Annotated in this window: 13 protein-coding genes; 7 read left to right on the top strand and 6 right to left on the bottom strand. The window is 41.2% G+C overall.

Annotated features, from left to right (window positions below):
- Nucleotides 1–209: 209 nt before the first annotated feature.
- Complete coding sequence (gene rdgB / locus ACMFL8_RS12865) at nucleotides 210–872, bottom strand: RdgB/HAM1 family non-canonical purine NTP pyrophosphatase (RefSeq protein ID WP_413191202.1); 663 nt, start codon at nucleotides 870–872, stop codon at nucleotides 210–212.
- Nucleotides 873–1,413: 541 nt separating this feature from the next.
- Here rdgB and ACMFL8_RS12860 point away from each other — a divergent pair.
- A complete protein-coding gene (locus ACMFL8_RS12860; RefSeq protein WP_413191201.1) occupies nucleotides 1,414–2,043 on the top strand; it encodes a superoxide dismutase in 630 nt (209 codons plus the stop codon).
- An 86-nt stretch (nucleotides 2,044–2,129) separates the two neighbouring features.
- Here ACMFL8_RS12860 and ACMFL8_RS12855 read toward each other — a convergent pair whose 3' ends face one another.
- The 5 genes from ACMFL8_RS12855 to ACMFL8_RS12835 form a co-directional block, all read right to left on the bottom strand.
- Nucleotides 2,130–2,870, bottom strand: a complete 741-nt coding sequence (locus ACMFL8_RS12855) for an SDR family oxidoreductase (protein WP_413191200.1) — start codon at nucleotides 2,868–2,870, stop codon at nucleotides 2,130–2,132.
- A gap of 259 nt (nucleotides 2,871–3,129) precedes the next feature.
- Nucleotides 3,130–5,604: an SIR2 family protein gene (locus ACMFL8_RS12850; RefSeq protein ID WP_413191199.1), complete on the bottom strand. Its 2,475-nt coding sequence runs from the start codon at nucleotides 5,602–5,604 to the stop codon at nucleotides 3,130–3,132.
- A gap of 130 nt (nucleotides 5,605–5,734) precedes the next feature.
- Nucleotides 5,735–6,904 carry a metal-dependent hydrolase gene (locus tag ACMFL8_RS12845; protein ID WP_413191198.1) on the bottom strand — a complete coding sequence of 390 codons (1,170 nt, stop codon included), beginning with the start codon at nucleotides 6,902–6,904 and terminating at the stop codon, nucleotides 5,735–5,737.
- A 55-nt stretch (nucleotides 6,905–6,959) separates the two neighbouring features.
- Nucleotides 6,960–7,778, bottom strand: a complete 819-nt coding sequence (locus ACMFL8_RS12840) for a DUF72 domain-containing protein (protein ID WP_413191197.1) — start codon at nucleotides 7,776–7,778, stop codon at nucleotides 6,960–6,962.
- Nucleotides 7,779–7,848: 70 nt separating this feature from the next.
- Nucleotides 7,849–8,940, bottom strand: a complete 1,092-nt coding sequence (locus tag ACMFL8_RS12835; RefSeq protein WP_413191196.1) for a polyprenyl synthetase family protein — start codon at nucleotides 8,938–8,940, stop codon at nucleotides 7,849–7,851.
- A gap of 806 nt (nucleotides 8,941–9,746) precedes the next feature.
- Between ACMFL8_RS12835 and fadB the strand changes: the two genes are divergently transcribed.
- From fadB to ACMFL8_RS12805, 6 genes are all read left to right on the top strand, one after another.
- Nucleotides 9,747–11,906 carry a fatty acid oxidation complex subunit alpha FadB gene (gene fadB, locus ACMFL8_RS12830; RefSeq protein ID WP_010200671.1) on the top strand — a complete coding sequence of 720 codons (2,160 nt, stop codon included), beginning with the start codon at nucleotides 9,747–9,749 and terminating at the stop codon, nucleotides 11,904–11,906.
- Between the two features lie 230 nt (nucleotides 11,907–12,136).
- Nucleotides 12,137–13,309: an acetyl-CoA C-acyltransferase FadA gene (fadA, locus tag ACMFL8_RS12825; protein ID WP_189586714.1), complete on the top strand. Its 1,173-nt coding sequence runs from the start codon at nucleotides 12,137–12,139 to the stop codon at nucleotides 13,307–13,309.
- Between the two features lie 239 nt (nucleotides 13,310–13,548).
- Nucleotides 13,549–15,264 carry a rhomboid family intramembrane serine protease gene (locus tag ACMFL8_RS12820; RefSeq protein WP_413191195.1) on the top strand — a complete coding sequence of 572 codons (1,716 nt, stop codon included), beginning with the start codon at nucleotides 13,549–13,551 and terminating at the stop codon, nucleotides 15,262–15,264.
- 202 nt (nucleotides 15,265–15,466) lie between these two features.
- Nucleotides 15,467–16,042, top strand: a complete 576-nt coding sequence (locus ACMFL8_RS12815) for an isochorismatase family protein (RefSeq protein ID WP_413191194.1) — start codon at nucleotides 15,467–15,469, stop codon at nucleotides 16,040–16,042.
- Between the two features lie 128 nt (nucleotides 16,043–16,170).
- Nucleotides 16,171–16,800 carry an HD domain-containing protein gene (locus ACMFL8_RS12810; RefSeq protein ID WP_352309406.1) on the top strand — a complete coding sequence of 210 codons (630 nt, stop codon included), beginning with the start codon at nucleotides 16,171–16,173 and terminating at the stop codon, nucleotides 16,798–16,800.
- Between the two features lie 91 nt (nucleotides 16,801–16,891).
- Nucleotides 16,892–17,497: a DUF1287 domain-containing protein gene (locus tag ACMFL8_RS12805; protein WP_352309407.1), complete on the top strand. Its 606-nt coding sequence runs from the start codon at nucleotides 16,892–16,894 to the stop codon at nucleotides 17,495–17,497.
- Nucleotides 17,498–17,532: the final 35 nt, after the last annotated feature.

The following is a 17,532-nucleotide window of genomic DNA, read 5'->3' as shown; positions in this document are numbered from 1 at the left end:
TAAAACTGCTGAGGTTGTAAATGCTATCAAATATCAATAATAAACCGTTAATGCACCGCATAATAACGCTTGTTGGTGAATTATACAGACAAATAACGGTTTTCGACAAAATTTTTAAAAGTAGAACAGTATAATCTATCTGATTATTAAAGTAAAAATTATCTGTTTGGTGTCATGTTTCCTTATGTTGCTTACCTTTATAGGAGCAATTATAAAGGCAGTTGTGCCAATAGCTGCTGAATAGCCTGACCACGATGACTGATACTGTTTTTATCAGCAGCGCTCAAGCTGGCCGCACTGGCTTGCAAGTCAGGTAACCAAAACAATGGGTCATACCCAAAACCGCCTTCACCATATAGCGTATCCAAGATTTCGCCATGCCATAATCCTTGAGCGATAATCGGCAATGGATCATCAGTATGGCGCACCATAGCTAGTACACAAACAAATAATCCTTTAATAGGCTCGTTAGCGTGCTCAGTACGAATAGGCTGCAAGTCAGCAATGAGCTTTGCATTATTTTTACTATCGTTACCATGCTCACCAGCATAGCGAGCAGAGTAGATACCCGGTGCATTACCGAGTGCGGGTACACACAGTCCTGAGTCGTCAGCGATAGCAGGCAATCCACTGATACGGCTAGCATGACGGGCTTTAATAATGGCGTTTTCGACGAAGCTTAGCCCATCTTCTATCGCATCTTCGATATCAAGCTGTCCTTGCGGGATGATGGTCACCTCTAGATTTGCCTCAGCGAATAACCGTTTAAACTCAGCCAACTTGCCTTTGTTATTACTGGCGAGCACCCATTGGGTACTTGGCGCTGGTTGTGTCGTCTGTAGGGGAGTATCGATGGTGCTCGTGTTGGTCATAGTGTCTTTCCGTTAAGTGTCGATATAAAGTTTGGCTACTCTGAATTTTGCCTTTTGGCATTTTTTTAGCATTGCTATGAACCTGTTCAATAGTCATATTTGACCTATCATTTATCTCTTTAAGATAGGTTAGGCTCTCTGCTGATACATAGCCAATCGCTATACTTATTGTACGGTCCATAACATTTGGTAACTGATATTATTGGTCATTGTTGCTATAATCCTCACCAAGCTACAGTGAGTTATATCTTATAGCTTGTGAATATTAAGCTAATAAAAGTTTATAGAGCCAAACACTTGGCTTTTAAGCAAAGAATAATAGCAAGCAGTAACCGCTAGGTTAATTTTGGATTCATAATGATACGTGATATTGTATTGAGCAGTAACATGTATCAAGCGATAACATTCATTTCTAACAATAAACTCAGCCAATTTAGTCCGTTATTTTATAGTGTTTTTTGCGGTGTAAAAATAGCGTAAAATTCAGTCTCTATAATACGTTTTTATAAACTAACGGCTAAACAGCAAGGATAAAATAATTATGTCAAACATTACATTGCCAGACCTACCATATGCAAAAGACGCGCTAGAGCCACATATCAGTGCAGAAACGCTAGAGTATCATCATGACAAGCATCACGCCGCTTATGTAAACAAGCTAAAAGACTTGTTACCAGGTTCTGGTCTAGAAGACAAAACATTGCCAGAAATTATTGTAGCGACTGCTAAAGATGACAGCAAACAAGGTATGTTCAACCAAGCAGCCCAAGTATGGAACCACACGTTCTATTGGAACTGCATGACGCCTACAAACGGCGGCGGCGAACCTACTGGCGATCTAAAAGCTAAAATCGAAGAAGATTTCGGTAGCTATGACAAGTTCCGTGAAGAGTTCAAAAATGCAGCATTGACTCAGTTCGGTTCAGGTTGGGCATGGCTAGTTGCTGATAAAGTCGGTGGCAAACTGTCTATCGCTAAAACTGCTAACGCTGATACCCCACTTGCACATGACCAAATCGCTGTATTGACTTGTGATGTATGGGAACATGCGTACTATATCGACTATCGTAACCGTCGTCCTGACTACGTAGATACGTTCCTAGACAAGCTAGTGAACTGGGACTACGCAAATGCAAAATATAAAGGTCAAGACGCTGGCGTTGAAGAGTAATATTCAACAGCTAAGTATTTGATTGAAAAAAGGACACCGCGAGGTGTCCTTTTTTTGGCTTGGTAATTCTTAATAGAACAACGATATTACGCAATACCGCCGTTAGCACCGATATTTTGCCCAGTGACCCAAGCGGCTTCTTCGCTCACCAAAAATGCCACCACACGGGCGATATCGACTGGTTCACCGATACGGTTAAACGGTGACATGCTAGCGAGGCTTTCTACCGTGTCATCTGCTTTACCTTCGTGGAACAGCTCGGTATCAGTAGGGCCGGGTGACACTGCATTGACCGTAATTCCTCGCGTGCCAACTTCTTTAGAGAAGATTCTGGTCAGCTGATCTACCGCACCTTTGGTCGCGCAATAGGTGCCATAAGTGGGCAGCATCATGCGAGTAGTTGTACTTGAGAGATTGACGATACGGCCGCCGTCATTAAGTTTAGTCGCTGCCTCACGCAATGTATTAAAGGTGCCTTTTACATTGATAGCAAATATACGGTCAAAGTCTTCATCGGTCGTCTCTGCGATAGGCTTGCAAATAATCACGCCTGCGCTATTTACCAAGATATCTGGCTTGCCAAACGCATCGATGGTTGCATCAAACATTGCTTCGACTTGCTTGGCATTACTGACATCTGCTTGCACAGCGATGGCTTCACCGCCTGCCGTTTTAATCTGGTCTACGATATCATTGGCTGCTGCGTCATCATTTGCATAGTTAATAATTGTTTTGGCACCTGCTGCCGCAAGTAATATAGCTATCTGTGCACCGATGCCTTTTGATGAACCGGTTACAATCGCGACTTTATTTTTTAGTGTAGTCATTATTATTCTCTCTATTATGGTGGATAAATATCAGAGTGCTTATATTGCATTTTGACTGATGATGTTTAATTAACGATACAGACATTACCAGTGTGCAAAGACAATGAGTAGAGCGGTTCTGTAGGCTTATTTTTAGATAAATGTATGAGCTGGGTTTCTGTAGATTTGAAAGATAAAAATTTTGAGTTGCTGAGGGTTTGGATGAGAGAAAAGGACACAGTGAGGTGTCCTTTTTCGGTTTGAGGTACTAAGCTGAATGCTAGGCGCTAGTTAAATTAGAAATTGATTCTAAAATAAATTCTAAGTTTTCTTTTGATTTTCTTATAGGTATTTGCTGAGATAAGTCTATTTCATGTTTATCAACTGAAAGAATAATTGATCTTATCATTTTTTGACAAGCTCTTTGGAATGCTACTTGATTACCTTTAGATAATTTAGAAAAACATGCTACGTAAAAATCTCTGTACATTGAAACTTGTCTGAATTTATAGACATCGTTTTCTAGTTTATCAAGTATCAAGTGCGCCTTTGAAAAATTATCATATATTTTGTGTGACTCATTCTCTTCCATAGCTACCAAGATAAATAATCTTGATTGTTGCTTATCTATATAGTTTGTATAGTAATTAGAATCCTTTTTTAAGGCCAAAGCATAAGATTGATTCAAAAATTGTTGAGCTTTACCATATTCTTTAAATGTAATTTGAGCCATTCCATATTGTAGCCAAAAATGTGGATCGCTTTTTAACCAACTCACTGAGACCTTTAAATTTTCATAGTATGTTTTTAGACTTGCTTTTTTATTCGTATCCGATAAAAGCCTTTCTACAAATGAAAATCTCAAGGTTGAGTAAAATACTTTACTTTGCTCATAATCTTTAGAGTTGTAGTGGTTAAAACGTTTTGCAATTTTCTGTAGAGTAGAAGTTACATAAGTAGGAGAAAAGTAGTTTCTAATTATTGACAAACAAAAGAGGCTGGATTTTGTTTTTACTCCATATTCATCTATATGAAATAAATTGTTAAAGTTTTTATCAGTTTTGAGTTTAGAGTCATATATTTTATCATTACCAGATATTTCAGAGATCATACTAAATGTGCATGGCGTGTCAATAATCTCAGCTAAAGCTATAGCAAATATTGTATCTTTTATATCGTTGGTAATGAGAAGAGGAGATATTTCTTTGGAAATACGTTCTTTAATTTGAGGTGCATTAAATAGGTGCAGTAGAGTTAATGATAACTGAGAATTATGTTTATTCTGTATAAACTTAATTTTTCTATCTGTAGAGAAGCCAGCTTTATCATCCCACATACCTAAGTTATCAATAATTTCAACAAGTTCAGAAACTTCTTCTTTATACAAAGTATCTAAACTCAGTTCATTATAATCAAATTTTATACTTCTTAAATAAGGGCGAAGGTTTTCGTGATCTCCAGTACGCGAGGTTGCTATTATACTTATATTATCAGGAAGAGAATATGCGTAGTGTTTAATCAAATCTTGATAACGTTCATAACCATCTAAAGTAACAACTATTTTATTACCTTTCTTTGATAGATAATCAATATCTGACATAAAATCACCTTCTACATCATGCACATAATAGCATTCTATAGATAGAGCTGTTAAATAAGCATGTATCTGGGCAATAAAAATACTCTTTCCATTGCCCATATCACTATATAGAACTATATTCTTACCAGAATGAATAAAATCTTTGACTAATTCCAAACGTTTTCGGACAACAATGTAAGGAACTCTTTGCTCACCTAATACTGCGTCATCAATTGAAGTAATATTAGTGTGACCATACATTATCATTGCTTCTACATCGGCATCTCGAATTTCAACTCTATCACGCGATAACTCGTATAAAGCTAAAGATTTAAGATTATAATCTGAATCATACCCATCTAAAATATCTTTATTATCTTCAATTAATTTTGCAAAACCATCTACACCAATTGGAACTATATTTCCAAATTTCGCTAAAGTGAATAAGGTTTTCGGAGCTGGGTTTTCGCGTGTAATAAAGTATGTCTTTTCTCGCAGTAAACTATTTTCGTATAGAATTTTTTGAATTTCAATATCATACATAGAATAACCAACAAAAATAATTGCGCTACAGCGCTCTAAATCTTTCCTAAAATAATAGTTCCAATCAGAATCGATAAATGATTCAGGTGATATATAAGACGAAGTCGATAATTTAAAGGTGCTTTCAATACTATCTTCATTCAAACTATCTATAGATCCATTCAAATGTATGCACAGGCTATCTTTTTTATAATACGTACTCGTAGGGAAGCTTACGTCTATACATTCAACTAATTTCCCAACATTTGCAGATGCTATCTCAATACTTTTATCATAATTTGTTGTGTAAAAACGTTTCCAATTAGCAGTACATATGGTGTCATGTACGCTATTAGTGTTTCTAATAGTGTATTTATTTTTTAATAGTTGTACCAATTTGGATTTGCTGTTATTTTCAATAAAATAATCAGTTGCAAAGCGTAAATCATCATCTTCAGGAAAACCACCTAAAATACATATTTCATGAGCCAAGTCTTTCGCTGCTGAAGGTTCTTCTGAATTGACATTCTCGGTAAGACTAGAAAATCCGGCACCTGTAAATAGTATAGACTGACCTGTTGCAATTTTCGCAATTATGTCATCAGTATTTATCTGTTCTCTTTTTATTAATTCTCTATTAATTGGAATATCCATGATTGAATCCTTTTGTAAAAATAATGTGGGTGTCTGAAAACGTTATTATTCTTTTACTAATGCTACTGTAACTAGGGTCAGACCAAAGTTCGGATAAAACCTATGTTAACTTATTCTATCAAAAATATTCTTAATACTTAGTTACAAACTTCCATCCATCATCTCCATCCACAACCGACTCATCGAACACTCTCACAAACCCTTGTTTCACCAACTCAATGCGCGATACTTCAGGTTCACCATCCGTTTTGACAATGGGTGCGTCTATAGGCGTAACAGATTGCCACGGCAACGCTTGTCCTGTTTTATTAGCCAATACAAAACTAAAGAATGCCGTGTCGCCCGCCATCATACGTAGGTCATCAACGACCAACTGGATGTCTTGCTTGTTTGGCTCGGCAGCGTCATCAAGCATTGTTTGAGTTCGGTAGCCTGTCCAATCACCAGAGAACCAATCCAGCCTGTGCGCATAGGGCTGGCTCGCGGTTGGCAGGTTTGCACGTAGCATCTGCGAGTTGTCATACTGCGTCAGATAGCGATACTCAGGCAAGCGACTGTCTAAAACGCTACCGCGTATTTCAATCAATCTGTTTTGATCGTCTTTAGCGACTGTACGCCACATCAGGATAGTAGGTAGGACAGGCATGGTTTTGATACGGACTATATTGTCTATTTTGGCAACTGCTAAGGTTTGCTCAGCTTTGTCTTGCGCGTAATATTTTAGACCTAACGACAGCATCAAATAACCACTACTGATAACCAACATCCAAATGGCAAGCCGTTGGCAATGAGCTAATACGCCAGTTTTAAAAATACCAAGCTTGCTTCCTTTTGTCAGTCCTACGATCATGGCGATGAGCAGTGGCAACGTATATAGCGGATCGATGATAAACATCGACGCAATACTAAAAGGCGTCAGCGACAGAGACTCTTGCAGCGGCCACAGTAATTGCGTGCCATAGACCGTGAAGCTGTCTAAAAGTGGATGCGTTGTCAGCGCCAAAGTCATCGCTAGGGCTAAACGTTTAGTAGAGTAGGGCAAAGGCATATCGCGCCATTGATGATAGCGGCTGATTGCCAATGCGCCTACGATGCCGACTGCCGTCAAGACAATTAGCGAATGACTAAAACCACGGTGATACGTCATATTGCTGATGGGATCAGGATAATGTATTAAGACATCCAAATCAGGCAAAGTACCTAGCATGGCCCCATATAGATAGGCTTTGCGTCCTTGGTATTTACCCAGTACCGCACCTTGTACACTAGCGCCTAAAACAATCTGACTGAGTGAATCCATGGTTGTCTACTTGTTCATTATCGAGTAAGGATTGAGCTTTATATCAGTATATTTTTTAGAGAACCTCAAAATGGTGAGCAGATAATGCCTCACGCAGCATCGCAATATTATAATACGCATGTGCTTTAGTAGTATTTTGAAAGAAGATATATAACGTATCAAAGTGCTGGCGCTGATTAGCAATCGCTTGTGCCCAGTCCTGCATCTCCGCTTCGCTATAACGATAATCATGACGATCAGCCGCGCTCATCGCATCCCACCAATTCAGATTATTGCCATGCATGCGCAGATAGCCAGTGCGTTCGGTAAATATCAATCGTGATGGTGGTAGGCCATTCACCTTAGGATAATCAACGCTGCACCAAATGAGACTTTGCTGCCGAAAGCTATCGACTACTTGCGGTGTGTGCCAAGCGTTATGACGAAACTCAATGGTGAGTGGGTAGTCTTGAAACCAACTGACAAGTTCTGCTAGATAGAGACGATGCTCGCGAGTACGGTCAAAGCCGTGAGGGAACTGGAGTAGCAAAGGTGCTAAAGCATTTGCTTCGATAAGCGGAGATAGGGCGTTTAAAAATGCTTGTGCGTGTTCGGCAGTGCCTTTGCGTACATGAGTAAAGTTTTGATGCAGCTTAACGGCGAACTTTAACTCGCTGTCGGCTTGTACATAAGCTTTATTAACCATCCCAGCAAAGGCTTTTTGTCCAATAGGTGCGTAAAAGCTGCTATTAATCTCCACCGCCCCATATTGCTTGGCATACTCACGTAAAAAGTCCGTTTTCTTTGTGCCCGTTGGATACAGTGTACCGAGCAAGTCGGTATCGCTATAGCCGCCAGTGCCAAGGTAAATACGCGGAGTAGGAATACTGTCCATGTTGACCACTCATTGCTATTTTGATGGGTAAATTATTTAACTTATCTTTTATAGTGCCATCTTTATAGGGCTATTTTTTACGCGACCAGAGCCACTCAATCAGTGCCAATAGCGCATCGTTGTCAATGTTGTCGGTGCTACTACTCAACTCACCACTACTCATTTCACGAATGATAGCAGCGCGCCCATCATTAAACAGCGATTGCGCATAGCTGGTCGCCTGATCCACACCCATTAGTTTCACGTAAGTAGACTTGTCTAGTTTTTCATCGCTACCAGCAGGTTTGCCAAGCGTATCGGTGCTGGTGGTCACATCTAAAATATCGTCTTGAACTTGAAAGGCCAGCCCAATATGCTGTGCACACTCTTGCAGTGCCATGCGCTGAGGAGCCGTCGCGCCAGCACAGATGCCGCCCATAAGCATGGCAGCTTCAATTAACGCGCCTGTTTTGTCACGGTGGATGGATTCCAAGTCTGTTTGTGAGATGCTGTCACTGGCTTCTGCATTTAGATCCAGCATTTGACCCGAGACCATACGTCTGGCACGTGGCGCAAATATAGCGAGTAGCTGGCTTGCAATATTTGAGTCATAAGGTGCAAAGGTAGGTAGCTCTGCGGTCAATACTTCAAAAGCTAGCGTTTGTAATACGTCACCGGCGAGTAGGGCGGTCGATTCTTCAAAGACGATATGAGCCGTTGGCTGACCACGGCGCAGGTCATCATCGTCCATACAGGGCAAGTCATCATGCACCAACGAATAGGTATGCAATAGCTCTACCGCCAATGCTGCACGGCGCGCCATATCATAATCTGAGTCGTTTTCTAATAACGAGGCTAATTCATCGCTGACTGCCGTATCTGTATCAAACTTATTATCAATACTCTTATCACTGTGATCATTCACATTGGCAAAGGCGCTGGCGACCAGTAGTGGACGCACCAATTTACCTTGACCCGTCATCACATAACGGCAAGCATCCAACAGTGGGCTTGGTAACTGGGCATAAGCAAACAGCACGTCGATGTCTTGCGCCAATTGCTCGCGCACAGCACTATGGAATTGCTGGGTGCTATTATTGGCATTGCTATCGGTTCTGCTGTCAGAGCGATTAAAAGACTTAAAGCTAGTAGGCATAACGCTTGGCGTAGAAGAAACAGTCATAATCCAACCATTTATCAGAGGAGTAATAAAAATATCGTTAGTGTAGCATGAACGATTATATTGCTTGTGTGAGACAGAGTATCAATCGATTGTTTTTGACACTTTTCTGTTGCGGTCTTTTTGGGACAAGGCTTACTTCAGCCGAAAGATAACAACAAGATTTCGTTACGCACAGATGATTTCACTCATTGGTTGAATATGTTCTGATAAAAGAGCAAGCTAAGCGAGGTACAATTAATTGGATAGCACCAACGGTCTACCATCTTTGAGATGGTACTCATTCAATATTAGGTTCATTGTTTATCTAAGTTAGTGATTCAATTCGATAACTCAGTATACAGTTGTTCACTAAATAACTTTTAGCGTAAGGTAAATGCCTGCAAGCGATTTAAGAGTGACTTGCGAGTATGGCATTAGCTTGTGACAGTGAGGGGCATAATCCCCTACACTAATTGACGTGAAAATGATCTGGTGACGATGGCAATAGGTTTTTACTCAGGTTATTTGGTCGTCGATGCCTCATATCGCACCATATCTCAGTCAATATTTATAACATCAACACTTGCAACAGCAGCACCTTGAAAGAAATTATATAAATGAAGTGTCATATGATGTCATGTAAGAAACGCAAAATAAGTGCATCATCATGAGCGCTAGATAATAAAGACATCTTCACTCGTGCGTAGACTCTGTGTTGGTTTTTATGACACAACAGGCGCACAGTGCTATTACCCATTTTACTAACAGTAACTGGCTATTTATTTTAATTTAAAACGTAGCTTTCGTTATATAGAAAGGAGTTTCAGATGGTATACCAAGGAAATCGCATCACGGTGACAATGCTAGAGGATGGCATCGCCAATATGCAGTACAACGCCGAAAATGAGAGCGTGAACAAGTTTGATGCCGAAACCAACAAACAGTTTGGTGAAGCCGTCACCGCTTTAGAAAAAGCTGATGACGTAAAAGGTCTTATCGTAACTTCGGCGAAAGGCGTGTTTATCGCTGGTGCTGACATCACAGAATTCGTCGGTTCTTTCAAAAAGTCAGAAAGCGAGATCAAAGATTGGGTCGTTCATGTTAATGACGCTTTCAATCGTTTTGAAGACTTGCCGTTTCCAAAAGTAGCTGCCATCAATGGCGCTGCAATGGGCGGTGGTTGTGAGATGACATTGGTTTGTGAATACCGTGTCATGAGTGACAAAGCGATTATTGGTTTGCCAGAAACTCAGCTAGGCATCTTCCCAGGTTTTGGTGGTACGGTTCGTAGTACGCGTATCATTGGTATCGACAATGCGCTTGAGCTTATCGCGACTGGCGCTCCTAAAAAAGCACTAGCAGCACTAAAGCTAGGCTTGGTTGATGCGACGGTTCCTGCTGATGACTTGCAAGATGCAGCAATTGACTTGGTCAAAAAATGTATCTCAGGTGAGCTTGATTGGAAAGCAAAACGTGAAGAAAAACTGGTTCCTGTTAAGCTAAATCAGCTTGAGCAAGCCATGGCATTCAACAGTGCCAAAGGTATGATCTTTGCCAAAGCAAATCCTAAGCAATATCCAGCACCAGCGCTCGCGATCGAAGCAATCGAAAAGCATGTGAATTTATCACGTGACAAAGCGATCGACGTTGAAGCGACCTATTTTGCAAAAGCGGCGAAAACTCCACAAGCAGAAAGCTTGGTTGGTCTATTCTTAAACGATCAATTGGTTAAGAAATTAGCGAAGCAGCACAGCAAGCAAGCACACGAAATCAATGAAGCGGCTGTACTAGGCGCTGGTATCATGGGTGGCGGTATCGCTTATCAGGCAGCCAGCAAAGGCTTGCCAATCATCATGAAAGACATCAAGTCTGAGCAATTAGACCTTGGTATGGGCGAAGCCAGCAAGCTACTTGGCAAAATGGTCGATCGCGGCAAAATGACCCCAGCAAAAATGGGCGAAACCTTAAGCCGTATCCGTCCAACGCTTAACTATGGTGATTTTGCTGAGACTGACATCGTTATCGAAGCAGTGGTAGAAAATCCAAACGTCAAACGTGCGGTTCTTAAAGAAGTAGAAGGTCTAGTAAAAGACGATTGTATCCTAGCGTCAAACACTTCGACTATCTCTATTACTTTCTTAGCTGAAGCGTTAGAGCGTCCAGAAAACTTCGTTGGTATGCATTTTTTCAACCCAGTAAACCGTATGCCGCTAGTAGAAGTTATTCGCGGTGAAAAATCTTCTGAAGAAGCTATTTCAACGACCGTTGCTTTGGCCACAAAAATGGGCAAAGTGCCTGTCGTCGTGAATGACTGCCCAGGTTTCCTTGTGAACCGCGTATTGTTTCCATACTTTGGCGCCTTTGATTTGCTGCTTAAGCAAGGTGCTGATTTCGTCCATGTTGATAAAGTCATGGAAAAATTCGGCTGGCCGATGGGTCCTGCTTACCTAATCGACGTCGTTGGTCTAGATACGGGTGTACATGGCGCAGAAGTCATGGCAGAAGGTTTCCCTGACCGTATGAAGCCTGATTATAAAGGCGCGATTGAGCTTTTATATGAAAACAAACGCTTAGGTCAGAAAAACGGTGTTGGTTTCTATAAGTACGAAATGGACAAGCGCGGCAAGCCAAAGAAAGTTGCTGACGAAGCCACTTATGAGCTACTCAAAACCACGACAGATAGCGACAAGCAAACCTTTGATGATCAAGCGATTATCGACCGTACCATGCTGGCTTTCTGTAATGAGACCGTGCGCTGCCTAGAAGACAATATCGTTAGCACGCCATCTGAAGCTGATATGGCGATGATTATGGGCGTTGGTTTCCCGCCATTCCGCGGTGGTCCTTGCCGTTATGTCGACCAAATGGGTCTAGATAACTACTTGGCATTGTGTGAAAAATACGCCCATCTTGGCAAAGCCTATGAAGCGCCGCAAAAAATTCGCGATATGGCAGCAGCAGGCGAGACCTTTTACGCCACAGCGTAATAGGCAGTCACTACTAGGATGAAGTGCCGTACGTTTGCTATTTAGGCTAAGAGCAATTGAGACATGAATCGTCTCCAATAGTGAACGTACGATTATAGTGAGTTTCATTTAATGCTAGTACAAGGAACTCAAGCGCTAATGTACGTATTGTACTTTAAGCGAGATTGACGAGGTAATAGCACTAAAGTGGACTGACTACACTGACAATAAAAATTGAAAAGGAAGATAGTATGACAATTTTAAGTCCAAAAGACGTGGTCATCGTAGATGGCGTACGCTCAGCAATGGGTAAAACCAAAAACGGCATGTTCCGTCACGTTCGCGCTGATAGCATGTCTGCTGAATTGGTACGTGCATTGGTTGAACGTAACGATTTCGATCCACGCGACGTTGAAGACATCATCTGGGGTTGTGTCAACCAAACGCTAGAGCAAGGTCTAAACATCGGTCGTAACATCGGTCTGCTGGCTGGTATTCCAAAGACTGCTGGCGGTCAAACCGTTAACCGTCTATGTGGTTCTTCTATGCAGGCGCTACACACTGCCGCTGCCCAAATCATGACCAATCAAGGTGATGTGTTCATCATCGGTGGTGTAGAGCACATGGGTCACGTCGGCATGATGCATGGCGTTGATCTCAACCCTGAAGCATCAAAGCATTATGCAAAAGCTTCAAACATGATGGGCTTAACTGCTGAAATGCTAGGTCGTATGAATGGCATCACCCGTGAAGAGCAAGATGCCTTTGGTCTTGAGTCTCATCGCCGTGCATGGGCTGCGACCACTGAAGGTCGTTTTGACAATGAAATCATCGGTATCGAAGGTCATGATGCTGCTGGTCGCTTGCAACTATGTACCGTTGATGAAGTGATTCGCCCTGATGCTACGATGGAGCAAATGCAAAATCTACGTCCAGCCTTTGATCCTAAAGGTGGTACAGTAACTGCTGCAACATCATCTGCATTATCTGACGGTGCGTCTGCAATGCTAGTGATGAGCGCCCAAAAAGCCAAAGAGCTAGGTCTTAAGCCACGCGCTCGTATTCGCAGCATGGCTGTGGCTGGTTGTGATGCCGCTATCATGGGTTACGGTCCTGTACCTGCTACGCAAAAAGCACTTAAGCGTGCTGGTATGAGCATCGATGATATGCAAACCATCGAGCTAAACGAAGCGTTCGCAGCGCAAGGCTTATCAGTATTAAAAGCCTTGAACTTGACGGACAAGCAAGACATCGTCAACATCAACGGTGGCGCGATTGCGCTAGGTCATCCACTAGGGTGTTCTGGTGCTCGTATCACGGTTACCTTGCTAAACGCGATGGAGCAATCAGATACTGAAATCGGTCTAGCGACCATGTGTATCGGTCTTGGCCAAGGTATTGCGACTATTATTGAGCGTGTTTAATTTTAGTCTGACTTCCAAATAGTAGTAAATATTAATAAAACTGATATTTGTTGATCAATTTTATATTAATGTCTTGTAAAATGAGCGCCTCTCACTTAATGTTGGAGGCGCTTTTTTGTGCCCGCATAAAATAAAACAATGTAAATAAGTATGTTGAATTCAATCATATCGTTATTGGTGGAGTGAAAAAGGCTAACAAAATTAGGACGTGGTTCATTGTAAATGAATGGTGATAGGGCATGGATGATAACAATAAGCAAAGCCAATATAGATATAAGAATAAAAACAGAAGCAGAGTAGGTAAACAGGAAAGACGTAAACTTGCTAAGCGCAAAGAACAGAAAGCCAAACGTCCCAAAGGATCGATTAAACTAAAATTAAAGCAGGTATTTTTACCTTATTTGGGTTTGAGTATTCTGACCATTTTACTCTTTGGTGCTTTGCGTTGGTTGCTAGATATTTATTTAGATGTTCTACCTTTAAAAGAAGGCTACTGGGATTTTATCATTCCTTGTTTATTATCCGTCTTGGTCATTACTATTTGGATGTGGCCGAGATACGAGCTTTTGACTTTAACGTCGGATAAGCGCAGTAGTTCGAGCTGTTTCTTTGTTGCGATGGTTTTAGCATTAGCGATACCGCTTTTGATCAGCCAAAACTATTTATCCAAAGCGGCTTACGAGATCATTGAAGTAGACAGCTTGAACGATATCCGTCACTATCCAAAACAAAAATACTTCAAAGTTGGTAATGTTGAGCCAGTAAAATCAGAGAGAGTTTCTTATATAGAGACACAAGTAGTAGTCAATGGACGATACTTCGAATCGACATTGCATATTGATTATTACATTGTTACACCGTTTACCGCTGCTGATAATATCTGGCTAGGTTCTAGCTACCACACGAAATACGATAATCGTGCAGATCAAAACATTAAAGACAGACAATACTCAGCGTTTATTAATGACTCGAGCTATAGATACGCCGCTGCTGACCTCTCTAATATCAGATATTTTAGAAAGCTGAAGTCATCAAATGACAGAAGCGCCTATTTGTATACTATCTCTAAAACTAATAAGCAGTCTAATTTACCACCCTTGGTGTTAGTACCTGAATCAGAGATATTCGTTGACAGTTTAGATCGTGACTTTGTCTGGGGATTTGGTTCATTTTTTATCGGCATGGGGCTATGCTTTTTGCTTATTCTTGCAGCAGATATTGATAATCAAGAAAAAAAGGGCACGCGAAAACGTACACCTATCAAAAAACAAAAGCCCGTAAAAAAACGAGCACCAGTGAGTGATGTATCAAAAAGCCTAGTAACTTTATTTAGAAGTAATAAAAAACGACCTGCAACGTTGGTGTTAATACTGACCTGTATAGGTGCATTTATACTTACCGTATTCATGGGTATGGATATTATTAACCCTTTATCCAGACAGGTAAATAGTGTAGGTGGGTTGACGATGGACGCGCTGCAAGCTGGTCAATATTGGCAAGTAGTGATATCGCTTTTTGTACACGCAGGGATTATACATTTAGTAATGAGTTTGGCGATGCTTTTTTCAGTCGGTTATATTTTAGAAAAAGTATTAGGTCCTGCACGTTTTATGATTACCTTTTTTATATGTGGCATTTTTTCCAATATTTTAGGGGCTCTCTATTATGATATGGACATGGCGGGTGCTTGGGGCGCTATATTAGGCATGTTTGGTATTGCGATAACATTAGTTATTTATAAGATTTTTAACAAAAAATATAGAGAAATATATGGTGCTACTGTGGCTGTCATATTGACCATCCTCTTATCCAGTATGTTTGTTGCTTTCATAAACACGCTCAGCTATATGGTGTATTATCTTCTGACCTTATGTGTTGGTATGATTTTCGGTGTGGTCATAGTTATGACTCAAAAACAGTCTTTATTACGCAATGCTAGGCGTCATAATATATAGTTATTGGCTATTCATAATCGAAAACCTACGCTAAGCAATATGAATCAAACGTGATGAATTGTTATTAATCATTATTAGAGACTATCTCCATTGACGCACTCAGCAAACTATGACTAAATGAGCATAAGGCTAATAAAGACAATATCAATGATAAAACTAACATAGCCTTTAACAATAAAGTCAGCCGTACAAGGAGTGTGCCATGTCTACTATGATTACCGATCGTACCTATCGAATCGCTCGCGAAAATACCCAAGCGATGATAATCGATGTTCAAGAACGCTTAACGCCGCATATTTATGACCATGAAAATATCGTCAAAAAGACAGTCACTTTGATCAAAGGTCTACAAGCCCTGAACATCCCAATTATGCTCAACGAGCAGTACAAAAAAGGTTTGGGCGATACGCTACCTGAGATACGTGAAGTATTAGAAGGCGACAATACCAAAAGCTTTGAAAAGGTTACCTTTAGTGCTTGTGATAATAATGATTCATGGCATTATCTAGCGCAGCAAAATCGAAGCATTGTCCTATTATTTGGTGTCGAAGCCCATGTGTGCGTCATGCAAACGGCGCTGGATTTATTGGATAATGGGATGCAGCCAGTTATTATTGGTGATGCCGTTGGGTCGCGCTTTCCTTATGACAAAAAACAAGCCATTCGCCGTATTCGACGCGCTGGCGGCGTGATTACGACAGTAGAATCCATTCTGTTTGAATTATGCCGCAGTAGCCAAGACCATGCTTTTAAGACTATTAGTAATTTGATTAAGTAGCGGATGCGATAAAGGGTTGAGAATGAATGACAAACTCTTAGCGTTATTGTTTCAATTAATATAAATTATTTTCGTGAAAACAGCGCTTGATAAGACAGGCGCTGTATTGCATTTAACCAGAGAGAAATATGTCCTCAAACATACCTATAACATTGACCGATCCAACGCGCGACGCAAATATTAAGATAGATGACGTCACGCATTTCTTATTAGAGCTTGATGCCCTAAAACGTGTCAATCGACGCAGCTATGTGACGGGGACGACTCGCTTGGAAAACTCTGCTGAGCACTCGTGGCATCTAGCAATGGCATGCTGGTCAATCGCTGAATTGTTTGAGTTGGACGTCAATCATGAAAAATTGCTTAAGATGGCACTGGTGCATGATTTGGGTGAGATTGATGCGGGCGATACTTTTTTATATGCTGATACCCGTCGTGATGCGCACCTCGAAGAGCGCGAGGGTATTGCTCGATTACAACGCGAGCGTGGTAACGGTATTACTGATTTAAGTGAGATCTGGGAAGAGCAGGAGACAGGTAATAGTAAAGAGGCTGATCTACTTAGAGTGGTCGATCGTTTATTGCCATTTTTGCTTAATTTAAATACTGAGGGCAAAACGTGGATTGAGCTTGGTGTTGCACGCTCGCAAGTGGCTGGCGCGCATGAATTTATCAAAGACAGCTTTCCGATTATCCATGATTGGTTATCACAACACATTGAATACGCGACCCAGCAAGGGTGGTTGGTTGATAAATAAATTGATAACATCACCTTGTTACTGACTCGCAACGTTTGACGCTGTTTAAAACCTTTATATTGAATAGTGTCAATAATAATAGAGAGGTTCCATGCACTTATTTAAGAACTATAAAACATGGTGCAAATCGCTAGCCTTTGTCAGCATGCTGGGACTAGCGCAAATGGCGCAAGCGCTTGCTCCTATCAGTGATGGCGATAAATTGGCGCACGATGCTAAAAAACAGATTGGTGTCACGGTGAGTTATGATCCTACTTACCGTAAGCTGGACTTTCCGCGTGGCGATGTACCAATAGAGACTGGCGTCTGTACCGATGTGATTGTCCGTGCTTATCGTTTGCAAAATGTGGATTTGCAGCAGTTGGTCAACCATGACATGAAATCAAGTTGGTCGGACTACCCAAAGATTTGGGGCTTAAAGTCAACGGACAAAAATATCGATCATCGACGCGTGCCCAACCTTGAAACGTTTTTTGCGCGTCATGGACAGACGTTATCTACGACCGATAAAGGCAGTTTTCAAGCGGGAGACGTTGTGTCATGGCGGCTGCCAAAGGGTAACTTGCCGCACATCGGTATCGTCTCAGATAAAGTAGCTGCTGATGGTACGCCGCTGATTATTCATAATATCGGAAGTGGTACGCAGGAGGAAAACATCCTATTTGCTTATCCTATCCATAAGCACTTTCGATATTGATAAAGGCTTTTGGAAAAGGGAGCCTAAAGTAGTAA

The organism is Psychrobacter sp. AT9 (genome assembly GCF_047272965.1).
In the GTDB taxonomy this organism is placed as follows: domain Bacteria; phylum Pseudomonadota; class Gammaproteobacteria; order Pseudomonadales; family Moraxellaceae; genus Psychrobacter; species Psychrobacter glaciei.
The sequence above is the reverse complement of the archived record's forward strand: the minus strand, read 5'-3'. Positions and strand labels throughout refer to the sequence as shown.